General features: G+C 68.8%; 19 protein-coding genes. 8 read left to right on the top strand and 11 right to left on the bottom strand.

What is annotated here, in order from left to right:
* The 6 genes from FGL98_RS20865 to FGL98_RS20840 form a co-directional block, all read right to left on the bottom strand.
* The coding region (locus tag FGL98_RS20865; RefSeq protein WP_246136675.1) for a protease pro-enzyme activation domain-containing protein at positions 1–414 on the bottom strand (414 nt) is incomplete at its 3' end.
* Between the two features lie 244 nt (positions 415–658).
* Positions 659–2,167 carry an HNH endonuclease gene (locus FGL98_RS20860; protein WP_146320123.1) on the bottom strand — a complete coding sequence of 503 codons (1,509 nt, stop codon included), beginning with the start codon at positions 2,165–2,167 and terminating at the stop codon, positions 659–661.
* 138 nt (positions 2,168–2,305) lie between these two features.
* Positions 2,306–3,136 carry a glycerophosphodiester phosphodiesterase family protein gene (locus FGL98_RS20855; protein ID WP_246136674.1) on the bottom strand — a complete coding sequence of 277 codons (831 nt, stop codon included), beginning with the start codon at positions 3,134–3,136 and terminating at the stop codon, positions 2,306–2,308.
* A gap of 4 nt (positions 3,137–3,140) precedes the next feature.
* Positions 3,141–4,676 (bottom strand): helix-turn-helix domain-containing protein, encoded by a 1,536-nt coding sequence (locus FGL98_RS20850; RefSeq protein ID WP_146320121.1) that lies wholly within the window; start codon positions 4,674–4,676, stop codon positions 3,141–3,143.
* Between the two features lie 122 nt (positions 4,677–4,798).
* On the bottom strand, positions 4,799–6,121 hold the full coding sequence (locus FGL98_RS20845) for an HRDC domain-containing protein (RefSeq protein ID WP_146320119.1): 1,323 nt from the start codon (positions 6,119–6,121) through the stop codon (positions 4,799–4,801).
* A complete protein-coding gene (locus tag FGL98_RS20840; RefSeq protein ID WP_146320117.1) occupies positions 6,118–6,702 on the bottom strand; it encodes a DUF3000 domain-containing protein in 585 nt (194 codons plus the stop codon). The genes FGL98_RS20845 and FGL98_RS20840 overlap by 4 nt, the downstream gene beginning before the upstream one ends.
* 79 nt (positions 6,703–6,781) lie before the next feature.
* Here FGL98_RS20840 and FGL98_RS20835 point away from each other — a divergent pair, with 79 nt between their 5' ends.
* From FGL98_RS20835 to hemE, 3 genes are read left to right on the top strand one after another with little or no spacing between them, the layout of a single operon-like run.
* Positions 6,782–7,588 (top strand): isocitrate lyase/PEP mutase family protein, encoded by an 807-nt coding sequence (locus FGL98_RS20835; RefSeq protein WP_146320115.1) that lies wholly within the window; start codon positions 6,782–6,784, stop codon positions 7,586–7,588.
* Positions 7,589–7,591: 3 nt separating this feature from the next.
* A complete protein-coding gene (locus tag FGL98_RS20830) occupies positions 7,592–8,446 on the top strand; it encodes a DMT family transporter (RefSeq protein WP_146320113.1) in 855 nt (284 codons plus the stop codon).
* Between the two features lie 56 nt (positions 8,447–8,502).
* Positions 8,503–9,597: a uroporphyrinogen decarboxylase gene (hemE, locus tag FGL98_RS20825; protein WP_425461016.1), complete on the top strand. Its 1,095-nt coding sequence runs from the start codon at positions 8,503–8,505 to the stop codon at positions 9,595–9,597.
* Here hemE and yczE read toward each other — a convergent pair.
* Positions 9,554–10,282: a membrane protein YczE gene (gene yczE / locus FGL98_RS20820; protein ID WP_146320109.1), complete on the bottom strand. Its 729-nt coding sequence runs from the start codon at positions 10,280–10,282 to the stop codon at positions 9,554–9,556. The two genes, hemE and yczE, sit on opposite strands and share 44 nt — an antisense overlap.
* A 61-nt stretch (positions 10,283–10,343) precedes the next feature.
* Between yczE and yczR the strand changes: the two genes are divergently transcribed.
* Genes yczR through hemQ form a run of 3 tightly spaced genes read left to right on the top strand, consistent with a single transcriptional unit; the run spans position 10,344 to position 13,903 of the window.
* A complete protein-coding gene (gene yczR / locus FGL98_RS20815) occupies positions 10,344–11,747 on the top strand; it encodes a MocR-like transcription factor YczR (RefSeq protein ID WP_146320107.1) in 1,404 nt (467 codons plus the stop codon).
* A gap of 34 nt (positions 11,748–11,781) precedes the next feature.
* On the top strand, positions 11,782–13,161 hold the full coding sequence (gene hemG, locus FGL98_RS20810) for a protoporphyrinogen oxidase (RefSeq protein ID WP_222432307.1): 1,380 nt from the start codon (positions 11,782–11,784) through the stop codon (positions 13,159–13,161).
* A gap of 22 nt (positions 13,162–13,183) precedes the next feature.
* Positions 13,184–13,903 carry a hydrogen peroxide-dependent heme synthase gene (gene hemQ / locus FGL98_RS20805; protein ID WP_146320105.1) on the top strand — a complete coding sequence of 240 codons (720 nt, stop codon included), beginning with the start codon at positions 13,184–13,186 and terminating at the stop codon, positions 13,901–13,903.
* 107 nt (positions 13,904–14,010) lie between these two features.
* On the opposite strand, the gene FGL98_RS20800 is transcribed toward hemQ, so the two are convergent.
* From FGL98_RS20800 to FGL98_RS20790, 3 genes are all read right to left on the bottom strand, one after another.
* Positions 14,011–14,580, bottom strand: a complete 570-nt coding sequence (locus FGL98_RS20800; protein WP_222432306.1) for an ATP-binding protein — start codon at positions 14,578–14,580, stop codon at positions 14,011–14,013.
* A gap of 10 nt (positions 14,581–14,590) precedes the next feature.
* On the bottom strand, positions 14,591–14,998 hold the full coding sequence (gene msrB, locus FGL98_RS20795; protein WP_146320103.1) for a peptide-methionine (R)-S-oxide reductase MsrB: 408 nt from the start codon (positions 14,996–14,998) through the stop codon (positions 14,591–14,593).
* A gap of 113 nt (positions 14,999–15,111) precedes the next feature.
* Entirely contained in the window at positions 15,112–17,529 is a 2,418-nt protein-coding gene (locus tag FGL98_RS20790) for a lamin tail domain-containing protein (RefSeq protein ID WP_146320101.1), read from the bottom strand.
* A gap of 138 nt (positions 17,530–17,667) precedes the next feature.
* On the opposite strand from FGL98_RS20790, the gene ligD reads away from it, so the two are divergent.
* On the top strand, positions 17,668–18,693 hold the full coding sequence (ligD, locus tag FGL98_RS20785; RefSeq protein WP_146320099.1) for a non-homologous end-joining DNA ligase: 1,026 nt from the start codon (positions 17,668–17,670) through the stop codon (positions 18,691–18,693).
* Positions 18,694–18,706: 13 nt separating this feature from the next.
* On the top strand, positions 18,707–19,462 hold the full coding sequence (gene hisF, locus FGL98_RS20780; RefSeq protein ID WP_146320097.1) for an imidazole glycerol phosphate synthase subunit HisF: 756 nt from the start codon (positions 18,707–18,709) through the stop codon (positions 19,460–19,462).
* 1 nt (position 19,463) lies between these two features.
* Here hisF and FGL98_RS20775 read toward each other — a convergent pair whose 3' ends face one another.
* Complete coding sequence (locus FGL98_RS20775; RefSeq protein WP_146320095.1) at positions 19,464–20,105, bottom strand: TIGR03085 family metal-binding protein; 642 nt, start codon at positions 20,103–20,105, stop codon at positions 19,464–19,466.
* Between the last annotated feature and the right edge of the window lie 11 nt (positions 20,106–20,116).

Here is a 20,116-nt window from a genome sequence, read left to right as displayed (position 1 = left end):
GCCGGTCGTCAGGCCGGCCGCCTCCAACGCCGTCCGGACCGCCTGAATGGTGGCCGGGGTCGGGCCGAACATCGCGCCCACCTGACCCGCCGTCAGGTACTGCCGGTACCGCGGTGAGGTCGGTGTCGACACCGCGGTCGCGAGCTGCTCGAGGCCGGCCGGGTCCCGTTGGGCGAGTATCACCTCCGCGTGCAGGACCGTCGCTCCTGCCAGTGCCCCGGTGCGTATCGCTCCGGCCGGGACCTTCGGCGCCGAGCCCACCGACACCGACGCCCGCCCAGCCGCCTGCGCCGGGCCGGGGCTGCCCAGCACACCGAATCCGAGCAGGACCAGCACGCCCACCACGACAACCAGGTATCGCCGTGCCCCTCGTGCCCACGACCAGCCGCTCCCGCTGCCTGGAACCTCACTCATCGCACCCATGACCGCCACCGATTCTCGCTGGGCCGAACCGCGAGGTGACCGTGCTCCGCGTACGCGGTCACCGGGGTGTGGTCAAGCCACGCCTCGCGTCAACGGTAGAACCGGCAGGTCGACCCGCCAGGTGTGAACCCACTTGTTCCCAGTGCAGTCTCGCACGGAAATTTCTCAGCCTGTTCGGCGTAAACCTGGGACAATGTCGCCGAGCACGGTGGAGTGCCCCGTGCCAGGGGACTGTTCAGTCGCCCAGGGGCGGTGGCGCGGTGGAGTGGTAGGTGTGGCCGGTGGGGGTGGTCCAGGTGACCTGGTGTGGCTGGTCGGCGTGTGGTCCGGGTCTCGCGGTCCAGTCGGGATGCTGTTTGAGGTAGTTGCAGGCTTCGCAAAGGCCTTGGCCGTTGGTGGCGGTGGTGGGTCCGCCCGTTGCGTGGGGGGTGACGTGGTCGTGGTGGCGGATGGGGGCGTCGCAGTAGGGCGTCCGGCAGGTTTGGTCGCGGGTGTTCAGGAATTCGGCGAGTAGGCCGGTGAATTCGCGGCGTCCGGTTTCCATGGCGACCAGGCGGGACTGGTCGGGGGTGGCGAACATTCTCCGCAGGAACACGCGTGCGCGTTCGGCGCGCCCGGACCGGCTGTCGGGGTCGATATTGGTGACGTCGGCTGCTGCACCGTCGGTGGGGGCGTCCCCGGTAGAACGGGGATTTTTGGGGTGGCGGGGTGGTGTGCCGGCGTGGGCCCAGGCGTAGGCCAGGTCTGCGGGGATGGTGCCGTAGTCGGGGACCCGGGCGGACTGGGTGCCGTAGCCGAGGAAGGTGTCGGTGCTCATCACGACGCGTACTTCGATGTCGGCGCCGACGGCGGGCGTGTGGCCGGTGAGGCGTTGCACGAGGGTGTCGGCCATGACCTGGCCGCGGGTTCTGGGGTCGCCGGCGGCGCGCGCGGTGTCGGCTGCCGCTTTGAGGGCGGCGTGGCAGGCCACGCCGTCTTTGACGGGTAGCAGCGCGGACAGCTGGGTCATGCAGTCGGGTGCGGGTCGGGTGGTAACCCGCCGGTCGGACTCTGCCTTGGCGCGTCGGTTGACGGCGGCGGCCGGGTCGAGCCGGTCGGCGGCGGCGCGGGCGGCGGCGTCCAGGCGCCGGTCGGACAGGTCACCGAGGCGGGGCGCGAGCAGGGTGTCCACGCCTGTGCGGTCCTGCTGGGTGAGGCACGCGGTGGCGCGGACGAGCAGGGTGGCCTGCCACTCACTGACGATCCCCGCGGTCAGGGCGGCCAGGGTGTGCGGCATCTCGGCGACCAGAGCCTTGGCCAGGCCGAGGTGCCGATTGCCCTTGTGGGGCGAGTCGCGGCGGGCAAGCGCGATCTGGGTGCCCACCGATCGGGAGGTCTTGCCCGCGGGGAGCCCGCGGCCTTGGTCGGCCTCGCGTTGTGAGGTGTAGAGGTCCACGGTCAGGCGGGCCTGGGCTGCTGCGGCGGCGCTCTTGACTTGTTCGAGGGCGGCGATCTGATCGATCCGGGTCGCGTTGTCCAGGTCCGCAGCGGTCCGGGCGGCCTGCGTCAAGAAGGCGTCTACCTCGGCCAGGGTCAGCGCGCCCATCGGGTTGGACGCAGTTGCCACGGCAGGTGGTTTGGACGCTGTTGCCGCCTCGCAGGTTGCCGATGCCTTGGCTGGTGGTGTGGCGCCGGTGAGCGCACGGCGGCGGCGCAGGTCGTCCCAGGCTGTCGGGTGCTGCGACTGATCCCTTGCTTCGAACATGTGTCTAGTTTAGGTGTCACCACCGACAACCCTGCCGACCGCCTGTGGTTGGCTCGGGTGCGGATGGTCACCGGGTCCCGATCGCGACTCTCGTCCTGGCGGCTCCGGCCGACTCGACCAGCTGGGTTGGGCTCGGACCTAGACCAGCGGGTTTGGTGGGGATGGCCACTGGCCGCGCTGTCGGAGCACCTGCTTCAGCAGATCCGCACGATCGGTGATGATGCCGTCGACTCCGAGGTCGAGCAACCGGTGCATCGAAGGCACGTCGTTCGGCGTCCAGACGTGCACCTGGACGCCGAGACGGTGAGCCGCCCGCAGGAAGTGTGGCGTGACGACGGTGAGCCGGCCGGCACGTTCGGGCACCTGGAGGCAGTCGATGCCGTGCAGGGGTGTGCCTGCGCGACCGGTCGCACCGAGCACCGAGTCGAGCGCGCGCGGCAGCCACTGACCGCCGACGACGAAGCGTGCGATCGTGCCCTGCCCCGCGGATACGGCCACCGGACGAGCGAGCCTACGCACCACTGCTCGGCGCCGGGTGTCGGAGAAGGAGGCGATGCAGACCCGGTCGTGCGCCTGCATCCGATCGATGAGTTCCACAGTGGGGGCAATGGCGTGCGCGGACTTCACATCGATGTTGATGCGCAGGTCCGGCCACCTGGCCAGCAGGTCCTCGAGGCGTGGAATGGGTTCTTGACCACCGATTTTCGCACGCGACACCTGCGACCACGGCAGGCCGCTGATCACGCCCCGTGAGTCGGTCACCCGGTCCAGCGTCTCGTCGTGGAAGGCGAGCAGCACCCCGTCCGCGGTCGCGTGGACATCCGTCTCCACATACATCAGGCCGAGGTCGACGGCAGCCTGAAAGGCGCGCATGGAGTTCTCGATGCGATGGTTGCCATCGGGACCGGAGAACCCCCGGTGGGCCATGGCGACCACACCGGGGGTGTCAAGAAACGCGGTGTACGCCACTCGGTCAGATGTCGCGGAACGTCTGGATGTTCGCGCCGAGAGCGTTCAGCCGGGAGTAGAGCTCCTCGTAACCGCGGTTGATGACATACGTGTTGCGCAGCACCGAGACACCCGGCGCGGCAAGCATCGCCAGCAGGATGACCATGCCCGGTCGCAGGGCCGGCGGGCACATGATCTCCGCGGCGCGCCAGCGGGTCGGCCCCTCGATGAGGACCCGGTGCGGATCCATCAGCTGCACCTTGGCGCCGAGCGGGGTCAGATCCGTCAGATAGATCGCCCGGTTGTCGTAGACCCAGTCGTGCAGGGTGGTCGTGCCCTCGGCCACCGCCGCGATCACCGCGAAGAACGGCAGGTTGTCGATGTTGAGACCGGGGAACGGCATCGGGTGGATCTTGTCCTTGCGCGCCTTCAACGGCCCAGGAATCGTGCGCAGGTCGACCAGCCGGGTCTTGCCGTTCGCCGAGAGGTATTCGGGGCCGGTGTCGTACTTCATCCCCATGCCCTCGAGCAGGGTCAGCTCGATCTCCATGAACTCGATCGGCACCCGCTTGATGGTTATCTCCGAGTCGGTGACCACGGCGGCCGCCAGCAGTGACATCGCCTCGATCGGGTCCTCGGACGGGTGGTACTCCACGTCCTTGTCGATGTGCTTGACGCCGCGCACCTTGAGGGTGGTGGTGCCGATGCCCTCGATCTCGACTCCGAGCTTCTGCAGGAAGAAGCACAGGTCCTGCACCATGTAGTTGGGGCTGGCGTTGCGGATGGTGGTCTCATCCTCGATCCGCGCCGCTGCGAAGATCGCGTTCTCGGTCACGGTGTCGCCACGTTCGGTCAGGATGATCCGGCGGCTGCCTCCCGCGTAGGCGTCATGGTCGACCGAGGCGTGGTAGTAGCCGTGCGTCGCAACGACCCCGAGGCCGAAGGCCTTCAACGCGTGCAGATGCGGCTCGACCGTGCGCTCCCCGAGGTCGCAGCCGCCGGCGTTCGGCAGCTTGAACTCACTGAACTCGTGCAGCAGCGGGCCCAGGAACATCAAGATGGTGCGGGTGCGTCGTGCGGCGGTCTCATCCATCGCCGCGAGGTCCAGCGTCTTGGGAGGAGTGATCTCCAGGTCACTGGAGTCGGGCAGCCAGCGGGTGCGCACGCCGATCGATCCCAGCACCTCGGTGATGCGGTTGACCTCTTCGATCCGGGCGAGGTTGCGCAGCGTGGTGCGTCCCTTGTTGAGCAGGGCGGCGCACAGGCAGGCGACGGCGGCATTCTTGCTGGTGCGCACGTCGATGGCGCCGGACAGCTGCCGGCCGCCCTCGATCCGCAAATTCAGCGGTGTCGACGAGGCAACCGCCACGACCTCCGTGTCGAGAGCCTCGCTGATGCGCGCAAGCGTCTCCAGACTGAGGTTCTGCTTGCCCTGCTCGATCCGCGCGACGGCACTCTGGCTGGTCTGCAGTGCTTCGGCGAGCTCACTTTGGGTTAGTTTCTTGTGTCGACGCGCATCGCGGATCAGCGTGCCAACTCGGACGAGGTAGTCATCGGCCATGTGAGCGAGTGTAGATCACATATGAGATAAACATGGTGATCGAAGGCGCGTGGGAGGCGTAATTCTGGCGAGCTGTTCGTCACACATCACATGCAGGTGCTGTCCGCCAGTCATTCCACGGGTCAGGAGGCGGTGGATTCTGAGGGCGATGGGTGGTCCGCGGCGGCCTGCACGATCAGCGGTGCGACCAGCTCTAGCTGCCAGGGGCGGGCGCCGAGCTCGAGGAGATGTTCCTTGACGCGCGCCGAGTCGAGGACCTGCGGTGGCTGCCAGAGGACGCGCCGCAGCGTGCTCGGGGTCACCAGATTCTCTACCGGTATGTCGTGGCTCTCGGAGAGCACGGCGAGCCGGTCGCGTACCTGGGTCAGCCGGGCCGCGGCGACCGGGTCGCGGTCCGCCCAGGCGCGGGCGGGTGGCGGAGCGTCACTACGCACAGTCGTCGGGGGCAGCTGCTTGTCGGTCAGGGCGCCGACCCGGCGGATGGCATCGAGCCACTCTCGTTGGTGCCGGGCCAGGCCACGGTGCGGCGGTCGTGCACGTCCCCGCTTGGAGACCTGTGGGGTGTCCTGTTCGAGTGCCTGCAGGTCCGCGGCCGTGCGAGGTGCCCGGTTCGCCATCATCACGATCAGCGCGTCGGGCAGGACTCGGCCCGGGGCCACATCACGCTGCTGTGCGATCTCGTCGCGGGTAAGCCACAACTCGCGGACCCGGGCGATCGCGCGGCGGTCGCGCATCCGGTGCATCCCCGATGTGCGTCGCCACGGGTCGGTCTTCACCGGCGGGCCGGTGAAGTGGGTCAGCGCCTCGAACTCTTGCATGGCCCAGTCGAGCTTGCCCTGGCGGGCGAGGTCCTCGCGCAACAGGTCGCGAACCTCGACCAGCACCTCGACGTCGAGCGCGGCATACAGCAGCCAGGATTCGGGCAGCGGCCGGGTGGACCAGTCGGCCGCGGAGTGTTCCTTGGCCAGGGAGACCTGCAGATAGTGCTCGACCACCGTTGCCAGGCCGACCCGTGGCAGCCCGGCTAGGCGCGAGCCGAGCTCGGTGTCGAACAGTGTCGTCGGATGCAGGCCCAGCTCCTTGAGGCACGGCAGATCCTGGGTCGCGGCGTGCAGCACCCACTCTGCGTCGCCGATCGCCCGCTGGATGGGCTCAAGATCGGGGCAGGCGATGGGGTCGATCAGGAAGCTGCCCGCACCGCTTCTGCGGATCTGGACCAGGTAGGCCCGGGACCCGTAGCGATAACCCGATGCGCGTTCGGCGTCCAGCGCGACCGGGCCGGCGCCGCCGGCCAGAGCGTCCGCCGCCTCGATCAGTGCCCGCTCGGTCTCGATGACGTCCGGGACGCCGTCGGCGGGGCGTTCCATCACCGGGTAGGTCTCGTCGGCCTCCGCCTCGGCCTCGGGCTTGCTGGGTTCTGACGTGGACGACGAGGCTGGGCTCATCGACGCTGCCCTGGCAGGGCCACCACTCCTTCGGGAAGCGGCGGCAGCCCGGCAATCGTGCACAGCAACGCGCCCCACGCCTCCAGGTGCGACGCCAGCTGCAGACCGGCTGGTGTCCAGGAGGCACGCACCTCCATCTCGACGCTGGTGCCGTTCTCGGAAAGCCCGCCGTAGCCGTCGGAGACGACCCTGGTGACGGTGCCGGCCGGTGCAACGAACTCGGCGTCGACGGCCTCCAGCGAGTCCATCAGCCAGCTCCAGCCGACGTCGCCGAGCATCGGGTCGGTGGCCATCTCCGGTTCCAGTGCGGCGCGCGCGAAGGTGACTACGCGCCACGCTCCCTGCCACGGTTCTGGGCAGTTCGGGTCGTGCAGCAGCACGAACCGGCCGGATGCGAGCTCGTCGTCCGGGTCGCCTGCCTGCAAGACGTCGGCGGAGAGTGCGAGAGAATACGGCGCGATGCGGCCGGGAGCCGGTACCTCGGTCAGCCGGACCTCCGGGCGCAGGCGGACGTCCGCCAGCGCTGCAGTCGCGTGCTGGAAGTCCGAGGCGGCATCGCCGCTGATGTTTCGGGTGCCCACCAGAACAGCCTAGGTCGTCCACGCTCGCGAATCAGGGAACGGCGCGCCGACGGTGTGCGGTGCGTGACACGATGCCTGTATGTCACATGTCTCCGTGGACCAGCGCCGTCAGCGATTCACCGAGCTGCACGCCGCGGGATTCTTCCTCATCCCGAACCCGTTCGACCAGGGTTCCGCTCGGCTGCTGGAGGCCCAGGGTTTTTCGGCCGTTGCGACGACCAGTTCCGGCTACGCGGCGACGCGTGGACGGCAGGACCAGCACGTGACCCGCGAGGAGCTCGTCGAGCACGTCCGCGCGATCTGTGACGCCATCGACGTGCCGGTCAACGTGGACTCCGAGGGGTGCTTCCCCGGTGCGGACGGCGGGATTGCTCGGACCGTGGAGCTGCTGGCGGATGCCGGTGCCGCCGGCCTCTCGATCGAGGACTTCGACCCGGTCGCGGGGCAGGTGCTCGACCGTGCAGAGGCGACCGACCGCGTCGCCGAGGCCGTCGCCGCGGCCCACCGGCACGGGATACTGCTGACCGCTCGGGCCGAGAACTTCCTGCACGGCCGGGCCGACATCGACGACACCGTCGCGCGACTGTCGGCCTACCGTGACGCCGGCGCCGACGTGCTCTATGCCCCTGGCATCACCACGGATTCGCACATTGCGCAGGTTGTTGCGCTCGGGCTTCCGGTCAACGTGCTCGCGATGGGCGTGACGCCGCCCGTGCCTCGGCTGCGCGAGCTCGGCGTGCGGCGAGTCTCGACCGGCGGGTCCCTGACGTGGGCTGCCTACGGTGCGTTCGTCCGCGCCGCCACGGAGCTGGCCGCGGAGGGAACCACGGGATACCTCGAGGGCTCCTTGACCTCGCAGCAGCGGCAGACGTTCCGGGACGACTGACCGGTGCTCGCGCTGTTGGCACTGGCCTCCAGCGCCGTGTGGGGCACGTCCGACTTCGCCGGCGGGTGGTTCTCCAAACGAATCGCCGCACTGCGGGTCGTCACGCTGTCGCAGCTCGGCGGGCTGTTGGTCATGTCCGTGGTGATCGCCGTCGCCCTGGGTGAGGGCGCGATCAGTGCGCCGCATTGGCCGGCCGGGTGGGCTGTGTATGGGGTGCTGTCCGGAGTCACCGGCGCCGCGGGGCTGACCTGCTTCTATGCCGCGCTGTCCAGCGGCACGATGGGCGTCGTCTCACCGATCGCGGCCCTTGGCGCCGTCGTCCCGGTGACGCTCGGGCTGCTCACCGGCGACAGCATCGGACCGGTCGTGGCTGCTGGTCTGACTCTGGCCCTGCTTGGTGCTGCGCTGGCGTCCGGCCCGGAGCTGTCCGGTGAGGTCAGTCGGCGGCCGGTGCTGCTCGCCGTCGTGGCCGCATTCGGTTTCGGCCTGTCCCTCTTCTTCCTCGACCGCGGCGCCGCCGACAGCGTCGTCGGATCGCTCTGGGCGATGCGCGTCGCGAGCGTCGGCGTGCTCGCACTCACCTGGGCTCTGTGGCCCGGCGGGCTGCCCGGTAAGGGAGCGGATCACCGTGACCTGCTGCCGCTGCTGATCGTGGGCGCCGGAGACCTCGGCGCCAATGTGCTGTTCGCCGTCTCCACGGCATACGGCCAGGTCAGTGTCGCCAGCGTGCTCGGGTCGCTCTATCCGGTGATGACACTGCTGCTGGCGCGGTTCGTGCTGCACGAGCGGATGCGCCCGATCCAGTCGGCCGGTGTGGCGCTCGCGATGCTTGGCGTCGTGCTGACCGCGGCGTTCTGAGCCGCGGAGCGTGCGGGTAGATGCCCGCCGCAGGCGCGCATGCGAGGATCTGCCGTGTGAGCCCTGAATCCCGCACCCCGGAACCTCGCGTGGCGTCAGCATCGGACGCCGCGTTGTCGCACGACCCGCGAGACAGCGACCTCGTGCGTGCGGCGCGGTGCCTACCGACCTCGCGGACGCCGGTGTGGTTCATGCGTCAGGCCGGGCGATCCTTGCCTGAGTACCACGAGGCCCGCAAGGACATCCCGATGCTGCAGGCCTGTCGCACGCCGGACCTGGTCGCAGAGATCACGCTGCAGCCCGTCCGTCGACATGGTGTCGACGGAGCGGTCCTCTTCAGCGACATCGTCGTGCCCCTGGCCGCGGCCGGAGTCGAGGTCGACATCGTGCCGGGGGTGGGGCCCGTCGTGGAGCATCCGGTGCGTTCGCGTGCGGATGTGGACCGTCTACCCGAACTGACCCCTGATCTGGTCTCTGACATCGACGAGGCCGTTCGCATCCTCGTGGGAGAGCTCGGAGCGACACCGCTGATCGGGTTTGCCGGCGCCCCGTTCACGCTGGCGAGCTACCTCATCGAGGGTGGCCCGTCACGCAATCACGAGCGCACCAAGGCCATGATGCACGGCGACCCAGACACCTGGAACGCCCTGTGTGCCAAGCTTGCCCGGATCGCCGGTGCATTCCTGCGAGTGCAGTCGCAGGCCGGCGCGAGCGTGGTGCAGCTCTTCGACTCCTGGGTCGGTGCGCTGTCCCTGCGGGACTATCAGCGCTATGTGCTGCCGCACTCGGCGGCGGCGCTGGCTGCTGTGGCCGATCTAGACATCCCGCGTATTCACTTCGGCGTCGGCTCCGGTGAACTGCTTGCCGCGATGGGTGAAGCGGGGGCGGAGGTCGTCGGCGTCGACTTCCGCACGCCGCTGGATGTGGCGAGCGAGCGTCTGGGCGGGCGGTATGCCGTGCAGGGCAACCTCGATCCGGCGCTCTGCTTTGCGCCGTGGGAGGCGATCGAACCCGAGGTGGACCGGGTCCTCACCGAGGGTAAGGCTGCACCGGGACACATCTTCAACCTCGGCCATGGGGTGCTGCCGACGACGGACCCCGGGGTGCTCACGCGCATCGTGGAGAGGGTGCATCAGCGCACGACTCACTGAGGTCGCCGGCCGGCTTCGGCTCGATCTGGGGAGCGTTCGGCAGGTCCACGATGAACAGCGGCAGGAAGTGCTGGACGAGCGGACCGATGCACACGGCATACAGGACCGTGCCGACTCCGACGATGCCGCCCATCAACCAGCCGACGACGAAGACCGTCAGCTCGAGCGAGGTGCGCACGACGCGCAGGCTGATGCCGGTGCGGTGGTGCAGCCCGGTCATCAGGCCATCGCGCGGTCCCGGGCCCAGCTGGCTGCCGATGTAGAGCGCGCCGGCGATGCCGTTGAGCAGGACGGCGCCGACCATCAGCGGTATGCGGATCAGCAGGTGGGAGGGTGTTGGCATCAGCCAGAGCGCGATATTGGTCGCGATGCCGATCCAGAACGCGTTGGCGATGGTGCCCAGGCCCGGCCACTGGCGCAGCGGAATCCACAGCAGCAGCACCGGGATGCTGACCAGGATGACCGCAGTGCCGAGGCCCACTCCGATGTGCTCGGCGATCCCGTAGTGGAAGACGTCCCATGGGTCCAGGCCGAGGTGCGCGCGCACGAACATCGCCATCGAGACCCCGTAGAGCGTGAGGCCGATGAACAGCTGCATGAGGCGGCGCGGCATCCGTCCGGCGCGCAGCTGCTCACGGGAGGTGAGCACGGCAAGGCGGCGGGTGGGTTCGGTGCGACGGGTCATGCCACCAGCATGACGGACAACTGGACTTGAAATAAAGAGCCACTTGCAGGAGAGTGGCCACATGGTCACTCGAGTCTCCGCCGCACGGCTCACCGGACTGCTGGGCTCACGCGATGACGGGCGACCGGCCTACCAGTGGCTGGCCGACGAGGTCATCGGCCTGGTCGGCGACGGCCGGTTGCTGCACGGGGCACGGCTGCCGAGCGAGCGCGACCTGGTCAGCGCCCTGGGGCTGAGTCGCACCACGGTGACCCGTGCCTACGGGCAGATCCGCGAGCGAGGGTTCGCAGAGGCTCGGCACGGGTCCGGGACGCTCGTGCAGGTGCCGGGCGGAGTGGTGCGCGGTGGCGGCGAGCCGTTGCCGCACAACCTGGACCTCGCCCCCGAGGACACGGTCGCGGATCTGCGCAGTGCGTCCCCGCCGGCTCCGACCGGGCTGACCGCTGCGTATGCCGAAGGGTTGGCCCGGTTGCCGTCGCTCACCGGCGGCATGGGCTACTTCCCGTTCGGGCTGCCGGAGCTGCAGGAGGTCATCGCCGATCGGTACACCGAGCGTGGTGCACCGACCACGCCGGATCAGATCGTCGTGACGACCGGTGCCCTGTCGGCGTTGGTCGCCGTGCTGCACGGTCTGCTGCGCATCGGCGACCGTGTGGCGATCGAGACTCCGTCCTACCCCAACTCTCTTGAGATGATGCGGGACTCGCGAATGCGCATGATCCCTGCACCGATCTCGAGCGACGGTGCCGACCTGGAGGGCGTCGAGCAGGCGCTGCGGCACGGACCGCGCGCGATGCTCGCGCTGCCGGACTTCCACAACCCGACCGGCGTCTACCTGGACGACGAAGAGCGAGCACGGCTGGCGCACCTGTGGCAGCAATATGATGTGCTCGGCATCGTCGACGAGACGAATGCCGAGATGTGGCTGGACGTTCCGGCTCCCGCCCTGCCCATGGCCGCACACAGCCCGAGATGCATCACCGTGGGAAGCGCGGCGAAAACCTACTGGGGTGGCCTGCGGGTCGGCTGGGCCCGCGTGCCGGTGCCGATGGTCCAGGCAGTGCGCCATGCCCGGCTCTGCCTCGACCTGGGTGCGGCGGTGCTCGAGCAGCTGGTGCTCGTCGAGCTCATGCGGGTGAACGGATCCCTCTGTGAAAACTCGCGATCGACCCTTCGTGAGTCGCGTCAGGTGATGCTCGGGTTGCAAGCGGAGCTGCCTGACTGGCAGGTCGTCTGTCCCCGTGGTGGGTTGGGTCTGTGGTGGCGGCTCCCACGGCCGCGGTCGTCGGCGCTGGTCGCGGCCGCCCAGCGTCGTGGCGTGCTGCTCGCGTCCGGGTCGTCGTTCGCCGTCGAGGGACGCGGGCTGGAGACCTACGTGCGCACGCCCTACGCGTTGTATGCGGACCGGTTGCGCCCCACGGTGCCGTTGATCGCCGAGGCCTGGCGCGAGGTGGCGGGGGAGTGACGCGCGGCTCGTCCACGAGTGAGAAGGTGACTGCGTGATCGCAGTGATTGGTGGAGGCATTGCCGGGCTCTCGGCCGCGTGGCAGGTGGTCACGCAGCACCTGGGGAACGAGATCGTCGTGCTGGAGGGCTCGCCGCGGGTCGGCGGCCGGCTGTGCAGCGGGCAGGTCGCCGGCCAGACCGTGGATGTCGGCGCCGAGTCGATGCTCGTCCGTCGTCCTGAAGGGCTGCAGCTGCTGGCCGAGCTCGGCCTGACACCAGTGCATCCGGCGAAGGTCGGGGCGACCATCTGGAGCCGCGGGTCGCAGCAGCCGATGCCGGCCGGGACGCTGATGGGGGTGCCCTCGAACCCATCGACTCTGCAGGGTCTGCTCAGCGCGGACGAGGTGGCTCGGGCCGGCGCAGAGCAGCCGGTCGAGCTAAAGGGAGACATCGCGATCGGTGACCTGGTCGAGCGTGCGCTCGGCCCGGCCGTCGTCGACCGACTGGTGGAGCCTCTGCTCGGCGGAGTGTATGCGGGGCACGCCCGCAGCCTGTCAGCGCAGGCCTGTGTGCCCGCCCTGTATCAGGCTGCGGCGCAGGGGGAGTCGTTGGTCGCGACGGCTCAGCGAGCCTCAGCCGCGGCCTCACAGAACGGCGGGTCACCCGTCTTCGGCGGCCTGCCGGGTGGGATCGGACAGCTGCCGGAGCTGCTGGTCGCAGCGCTGGAACAGCGTGGTGCGCGGGTGCGCACCGGGGTCGTGGTGCGTGACCTGACTCGGATCGTGGGCGGTTGGCGTCTCACGACGGGCCCGACCCGGGACGAGCAGCACCTCGACGTGGACGGTGTGGTGATCGCTTCGCCGGCGCGCGCCACGAGTCGCCTGCTCGAGGGGTGGGCACCGGGGGCTGCCGCCGCCATCGGAGAGGTCGACTACGCCTCGATGGCGATCGTCACCTATGCGTTCGATGCTGCTGCGAGCCGGTCACTTCGAGGATCGTCCGGGTTTCTCGTGCCACCTGTCGACGGGCACGACATCAAGGCCGCCACCTTCAGCAGCGCGAAGTGGCCGTGGCTGTCTCGGGTGCGCGAGGACCTCACGGTCGCGCGGGTGTCATTCGGCCGGTTCGGTGACGTGGCCTCGCTCCAACGGCCCGACCACGAGCTGGCCGGCGCCGGACTCGCCGACCTGAGGCGGGCGATCGACGGCAGCCTGCCCGAGCCGCGTGATGTGCACGTGCAGCGCTGGGGTGGCGGGCTGCCACAGTATGCCGTCGGACATCGCGCACGCATCGACCACGCCCGAGCCGGCATCCCCGGTGACGCCGCGCTGGGGCTGGCGGGTGCGGCATACGACGGAGTGGGGATCCCTGCCTGTATTGCGTCCGGACGTGCTGCCGCCGATCTTGTCGTGACCCGGTTGCGGGAGCCGTGAAGAGCCGTCCGACAATGGCTGCATGAGCGACCAGAGCACCCGACCCGAGAACGAGAGCGCCCGCATCGCGAAGGAGGCGAACGCCTCGACGCACTACGCGATGTACTCGGTGTTCAAGGCGAACCGAGAGCTGAGCGGTGACCGCGGCGAGATGGTCGCCGAGGCGCAGTCGTTCTTCGACTCGTTCGAGGCCAAGGACACGCACATCCGTGGGATCTATGACGTGGCCGGTCTGCGTGCCGATGCGGACCTGATGGTGTGGTCCCACGCGACGACGGTCGAGCAGCTGCAGGAGGTCTACAGCGGATTCCTCCTGACGAAGCTGGGTCGGCATTTCGACGGTGTCTGGAGCAATGTCGGCATCCACCGTCAGGCGGAGTTCAACCGCGGCCACATCCCCAACTTCCTGTCCGGCAATCCGTCGCCGAAGTACCTGTGCGTCTACCCGTTCGTGCGGTCCTACGACTGGTACGTCCTGCCCGAGGAGGACCGCCGCCGGATGCTGAAGGAGCACGGGCTGGCCGCGCGCGACTACAAGGACGTGGGCGCCAACACGATTGCTGCGTTTGCGCTGGGTGACTACGAGTGGCTGCTCGCCTTCGAGGCCGAGGAGCTGCACCGTATCGTGGATCTGATGCGGGAGCTTCGCGCGGTCGACGCGCGACTGCACGTGCGCGAGGAGATCCCGTTCTACACGGGCCCGAAGATCACCATCGAGGACCTGGTCGCCCGGCTGCGCTGACCCCCCACCCCCCCGAGAGGTCACGAATTGCACCCGAGAGGTCACGAATAACCCCCGAGAAGTCACTCGTTCTCCCCGAAGGCGAGTTGTTCCCCTCGAACCGCGAGTTACGGCTGCCCGAGCCGCGAGTTCTGGCCGGCAAACGTGAGAATCCGCCGCGCCGATTCTGTCGGGGACGTGTCGGTGGTATCCAGCAGCAGCGCGTCCGTGGGAGGGGGCAGCGTCGCGTTCCGGTCCAGTGCCTCGATCAAGGTGGCCGGATCACGCAGCTTGTTGCGCTCTTGTCGATCAGACAGGGCCACCCGACGGGTCAGTTCGATGCGCTGGCAGGTCAGCCAGACTGGTACGAAGCGGGCATCCCGAGCCTGCGCGAGATCTCGGATCTGCCGGTACAACTCGGCATCCCGTTCGGTGTCCGAGAGCCAGTTGGTGAAGATGTGATCGAGGTCGTTCGGCGCGCAGAGCACAGCCTCCCGGACGATCTCGCCTATTCGACCGGCGAGCTTGAACGCCAATCCGGGCAGCGGATCCCGCCCGTTGGCGCCGATCGCGGTGAATACCGGGTCGTTGATCAAGTGATTGTCGATCAGCACGGCCCCAGATGCGTCAGCCAGAGCCTTCCCGACCGTCCGCTTCCCGGATGCCGGCGGACCCACCAGGTAGTACAACGCGCTCATGGGTCCGGACTTAGGGGTTGAGGCGCAGGGACACCGAGTTGATGCAGTAGCGCTGGTCGGTGGGGGTGTCGTAGCCCTCGCCCTCGAAGACGTGGCCCAGGTGCGAGCCGCAACTGGCGCAGCGCACCTCGACGCGCTTCATCCCGAGCGTCGTGTCGGTGATCAGCTCGACGTTGTCGTCGGTCGACGGCTCGTAGAAGGAGGGCCAGCCGCAGTGGCTGTGGAACTTCGTGGTGCTGCGGAAGAGCTCCGCGTCGCAGGCGCGGCACGTGTAGACACCCTCGGTCTCGGTATCGGTGTATTCCCCGACGAAGGGACGTTCCGTCGCAGCCTCCCGGAGCACCTGGTACTCCGCCGGTGACAGCTGCTCACGCCACTGCTCGTCGCTCTTGGTGACCGGATAGGTCTTCTGCGTCATCGTCCACTCCTTACCTGGCCCGGCACTTCGCGGCACCGGCGCTCCTGTCACTACCCACAACACCATGGGCCGGGCATTCGTTCCGCCCCGGCCCATGGTGCCCTGCGACCGGTTCAGCGATGCAGCGCCAGCAGGTTGATCCGCACCACCTGCGGATCGTGGTCGGAGTCCTGGTCCGAGAATTCCGCGTTGGTGTGCACGACCTGGTAGTCATACGGCTTGGCGACCCGGCTCAGCGGCCAGGGCAGCGTCGCCAGCGACGGGCTCACCAGAATGTGGTCGAGCACCTGGCTGTTGCCCTCGTAGTCGTAGGTGTAGCGCTGATTCGCCGGTAGCGTCCGTGGCAGGTCGGTCATCTTCGTGGCCCCGGATCCGACCATGATGTTCGTCGTCGGGCTGAACTCGAAGTCGTTCAGGTCACCGAGCGTGACGATATTGGCCCGCGGATCGGCGGCGAGCAGCTTGTCGGTGAAGGACCGGACCACCGTGGCCTGACTGTCGCGCTGCACCTCCGACGACCGCTGCGGCTGCTGCCAGCGACCCATCAGCGGGTCGTCACCGAGCTTGGCGGCAAAGTGGTTCGCGATCACGAAGACCGGTGAGCCGCGCCAGGTGAACTCGGCGATCAGCGGCTTGCGCGAGTTGTCCCACGCGCTGTTGGTCGGATCGATCCGTCCGGGGGAGAAGCTGATCGAGGTCTTGCGGCCGCTCCCGGTCACCGCGGTCGCGTTGCTGGCTGTGCCGCCGGGCTTGTCGACGAAGCGCAGACCGCGGTCGATGCGATAGATCAGCACCTGGCGGATGTTGCCACCGGGTTGCCCGCCGTCCTTGCCGTCCTGCGGGTTGATCCACTGTGCTCGGTAGGCGGGCCCGCCGGCGGCCCTGACCGCCGCGATCAGCTTGTCCGTGGTTGCCGTCGAATCGACGGTGCCGTCACTGGTTGCACCGTTGTCGTCCTGGATCTCCTCGAGGGCCACGATGTCCGGGGACTGCATGTTGTGCACGAGCTGGCCGGCCAGCCGATCGAACTTGGTCTGGGGGTCGCTGGGGGCGAGATTCTCGACGTTGAAGGTGCCGAAGGCGAGCTGCGTCGCGGACGGCTTCGTGGCCACGGTCTTCTTGAGACCGGCCGACTTCAGTGACGCGGCCTTCGTGACATCCAGGTAGAAGTCTCCGTAGTCGTAGTCCATCACACCGACGGTCGTACCGGCATACGTGTCACCGACGTTCGCGGCACCCACCGACCCCTTGGGCAGGAGACGGTCGGACAGGATGAGGCGCATGGCGTTCGGACTGTCGTAGCTGTTGTACTCGACGCCACCGTCGACGGTCCGCAGCGCGGTCACGTTCTGGCCGGGGACGACCGCCGTCTCACCGTATGACGTGTTGGTCGGGCCGACGGCCTGCGCGTCCTTCAGGCCGACGCGCATCCCTTCGAGCGACTCGTCGAAGTCCAGGGCGTTCACCTTCGGGTCGAAGGGGACACCGGCCTTCTCGACCGAGCCGGGGTTGCCCGACTCGATCGTCTGTTGCGGCGCAATGCGGTCTACGCCGATGATCACCGGCGCGGGGAGGGCGTGGCCCGTGCCCTGGACGTCGATGGTGGGACTGGTCAGCTCGGTCGTGCTGAGGTTGCCGGTCCCCGACGCGCCGCCCGGGCGGTACTCGTCAACGGTCCCGGCGACCTGCAGCAGGTCGCCGACCTGCACCGTCGGGGCGGAATGGGTGAAGACGAAGATCCCCTCACTGGTCGCCGGATTGTCGTCCGGAGTGACCGACTGCATCCAGAAGCCGGTGCCGTCCGTGGCGGTCACCACGCCCGGGACGTCGGTGACCTTCTGCCCGGTCAACGGAGACCGGTGAGCAGCGCCTTGAATCTGCGGGATGGTTGCCGCCTGGCCCGTAGGCGGCGGGGTCGGTCCGGTGGTGCAGTCACCTGCGGGGGTGCCGGTGTTCTGTGGGGTGGGCGAGCCGGCGACGAAGTCGGCCGCGTTGTTGTCGGTGTCCGTGCAAGCGCTCACCCGGGCGATCGAGGTGGTGTTGGAGGTGTATTCGGCTGCGGTGCCCTCGGACTGGGACGCATTGCCCCAGCCGACGAGGTCCACGACGGTCCCGTTCGGGTCGACCACGGCAACTCGGCCTGCGGTGGCCGACAGGGCGATCGTGCCGGTGGCATCCGGCGCCGGCAACGCGCCTGCGCCGGCATTGGAGCCGTCGGCCTCCTTGACCAGGAAGTGGCCGCCGGCAGGGATGCTGCCGGTGAGCGAGGTCGTCTGGGCGGTGGTGCCCTGCGCCGACCAGTACTTCACCGTCCACCCGGTGAGGTCGACCGGCTGGTCGCTGGTGTTGTAGAGCTCGATGAAGTCGCTGGCGAGGGTGGTCCCCGAATTGCCACCGCCGCCATACACCTCGGAGACGACGAGGTTGGCGGACACGGCATGGGCGGACGGGGCAGCGGCCATCGCGGTGGCGACGGCCAGACTGGAGATTGCGAGCACCGAGGTGAGTCGGCGGTGACGGCGGGGAATCATTGGTGACCTTCCTGTGACGGGATTGACAGTCTTCGGACTCTAGGGGCGCCGCGCGGCCCGTGGGGGTTTGCGGCGTGGCGGAGAGGTGTCACCCGGGCGAACGGCCGGCGAGCGGCCGGACGCGGCTACAGTTCGTCAATGAGTGCATCGAAGCCGCACCTCCTGGAGGTGCCCGGGCCCGATGGCGTGCGCACGGTGCGCATCTCCAGCCCGGATCGAATGATGTGGCCGGACGACGGCTACACCAAGCTGGACCTCGCGACCTACCTGGTGCGGGTAGGCGAGGCGTTCGTCCGAGCGAGCGGGGACAGGCCCGTTGCGCTGCAACGCTTTCCGGAGGGCATCGACGGGGAGCAGTTCTTCTCCAAGAACCCCCCACGCGGTGTGCCGGACTACGCCCGATCGACCATGTGCACCTACCCCTCGGGGCGCTCGCATCCGCAGCTGGTGATCGACGAGCCCGCGACGGCGGTCTGGGCGGCGCAGATGAACACCGTCACCTTCCACCCGTGGCCGGTGCGGACCGCGAGCAACGACAACCCCGACGAGCTGCGGATCGACCTCGACCCGCAGCCGGGGCGGACGTTCGTCGACATCGTCGAGGCGGCGCAGGCCCTGAAGGAGCTGCTGGACGGTCTCGGCTTCGAGCCGCGGGTGAAGACCTCCGGCAGCCGCGGCCTGCACGTCTACGCGTCGGTCGAGCCGACTCACGAGTTCCTCGACGTGCGGCACGGCGTGATCGGCATTGCGCGTGAGCTGGAGCGCCGACTGCCGGACCTGGTGACGACGGCCTGGTGGAAGGAGGAACGGGGAGACAAGATCTTCGTCGACTTCAACCAGGCGTGCCGGGATCGCACCATCGCCGGGGCCTACAGCGCGAGGCCGCTGCCCGGGGCGCCCGTGTCGATGCCGGTGACCTGGAGTGTGCTGCCGGACATCACGATGCGGGACTTCACGATTGCGACAGTGCCTGACCTGCTTGACTCCGAGGGTGACGCCTGGGCGGAGGCGGGGTCGGTGCGCGGCGCGGTGAGTGCCGCGATCGCGTTGTGGGACAAGGATGTCGACGAGCGCGGCTTGGGCGAGATGCCGTTCCCGCCGGACTACCCCAAGATGCCGGGCGAGCCGCCACGGGTCCAGCCCAGCCGGGCAAAAAAAGGCTAGATACGCTGTGGCGGTGAGTGTTGCCGTGCGAGTTATCCCGTGCCTGGATGTCGATGCCGGACGCGTCGTGAAGGGCGTGAACTTCGAAAACCTGCGGGATGCGGGTGACCCGGTCGAGCTGGCGCGCCGCTACGGAGGGCAGTCGGCCGACGAGATCACCTTCCTCGACATCACCGCCAGCTCTGCGGAGCGGGACACGATGTATGACGTGGTGAGCCGGACCGCCGAGGAGGTGTTCATCCCGCTGACCGTCGGTGGGGGTGTGCGCAGCGTCGACGACGTCGACCGGCTGCTGCGGGCCGGCGCCGACAAGGTCGGCATCAACACCGGTGCCATTGCCCGCCCCGACGTGATCGCGGAGATCGCCGACCGGTTCGGGTCACAGGTGCTGGTGCTGTCCGCCGACGTGCGGCGCGCGACGGACGGCCATTTCGAGGTGACCACGCACGGTGGGAAGAGGTCTGCGGGGATCGAGGCCATCGAGTGGTGCGCACACGCCGCACATCTGGGCGCCGGCGAGATCCTGCTCAACTCGATGGACGCCGACGGCACGAAGTCCGGGTTCGACCTCGAGCTGATCCGCGCAGTGCGCAGGGAGATCGGCATCCCGCTGATCGCGAGCGGCGGAGCAGGCACCGCACAGCACTTTGTTGATGCTGTGGACGCCGGCGCGAATGCGGTGCTCGCCGCGTCGGTCTTTCACTTCGGCCAGGTGACGATCGCCGAGGTGAAGGCGGCGCTGAGGGCCGCCGGTCACCCCGTCCGCTGAGTCAGAAGCCGAGCGTGGTTGCGCGGAAGGCCTGCACGTCCCGGTCCGCCCCGTCGATGGTGACGTCGGCGACCTGGCCGCGCCCAAAGACATACAGCAGGATCTCGCCGGGCGCCCCACCGATCACCACGCTGCCGTGGTCGTCCTTGGCCGACCGGATGGAGCGCCGCCCGAAGCCGGGGGAGTCGGCAACGACACCGGTGCGCACCTGACGCATCGCCAGCAGCCCGATCCGGGGGAGGGTGGCCCAGAGCGCACTTTCGAGGTCCTGTCCGAGCTCGCGAGGCTGTTGGGCGTCACCAGCCCGTCGCACATCCTCGTGGTGCACGAAGAACTCGGTCAGGTTGGCCTTCTCGTCGACCATGGGCAGCGCAAACGGTGTCCAGTGCGGCGGCCCGCTGCGGATGGTGCTCACCGTCTCGGCCCAGTCCTGAGCGGCGAGCCGCGCGGAGACGCGCGCGGCGTGGCCACGCAGCGGTGGCAGCAGCATCCCGGCGGCCGCATCCGGTCGCCGTTCCCGGATGATCACGTGCGCGGCGAGATCCTTGGTGGTCCAGCCTTCGCACAGAGTCGGCGCGTCCGGGCCGACCTCGCTCAGGGTGTCGCACAATGCAGATCGCTCTTGCTGGGCATGACGAGGCATACCTCATCCTC

Origin of the sequence: Leekyejoonella antrihumi (assembly GCF_007845645.1) — a bacterium.
GTDB lineage: Bacteria > Actinomycetota > Actinomycetes > Actinomycetales > Dermatophilaceae > Leekyejoonella > Leekyejoonella antrihumi.
Note: the sequence above shows the minus strand (reverse complement) of the source record. Positions and strands in the feature narration are given on the sequence as shown.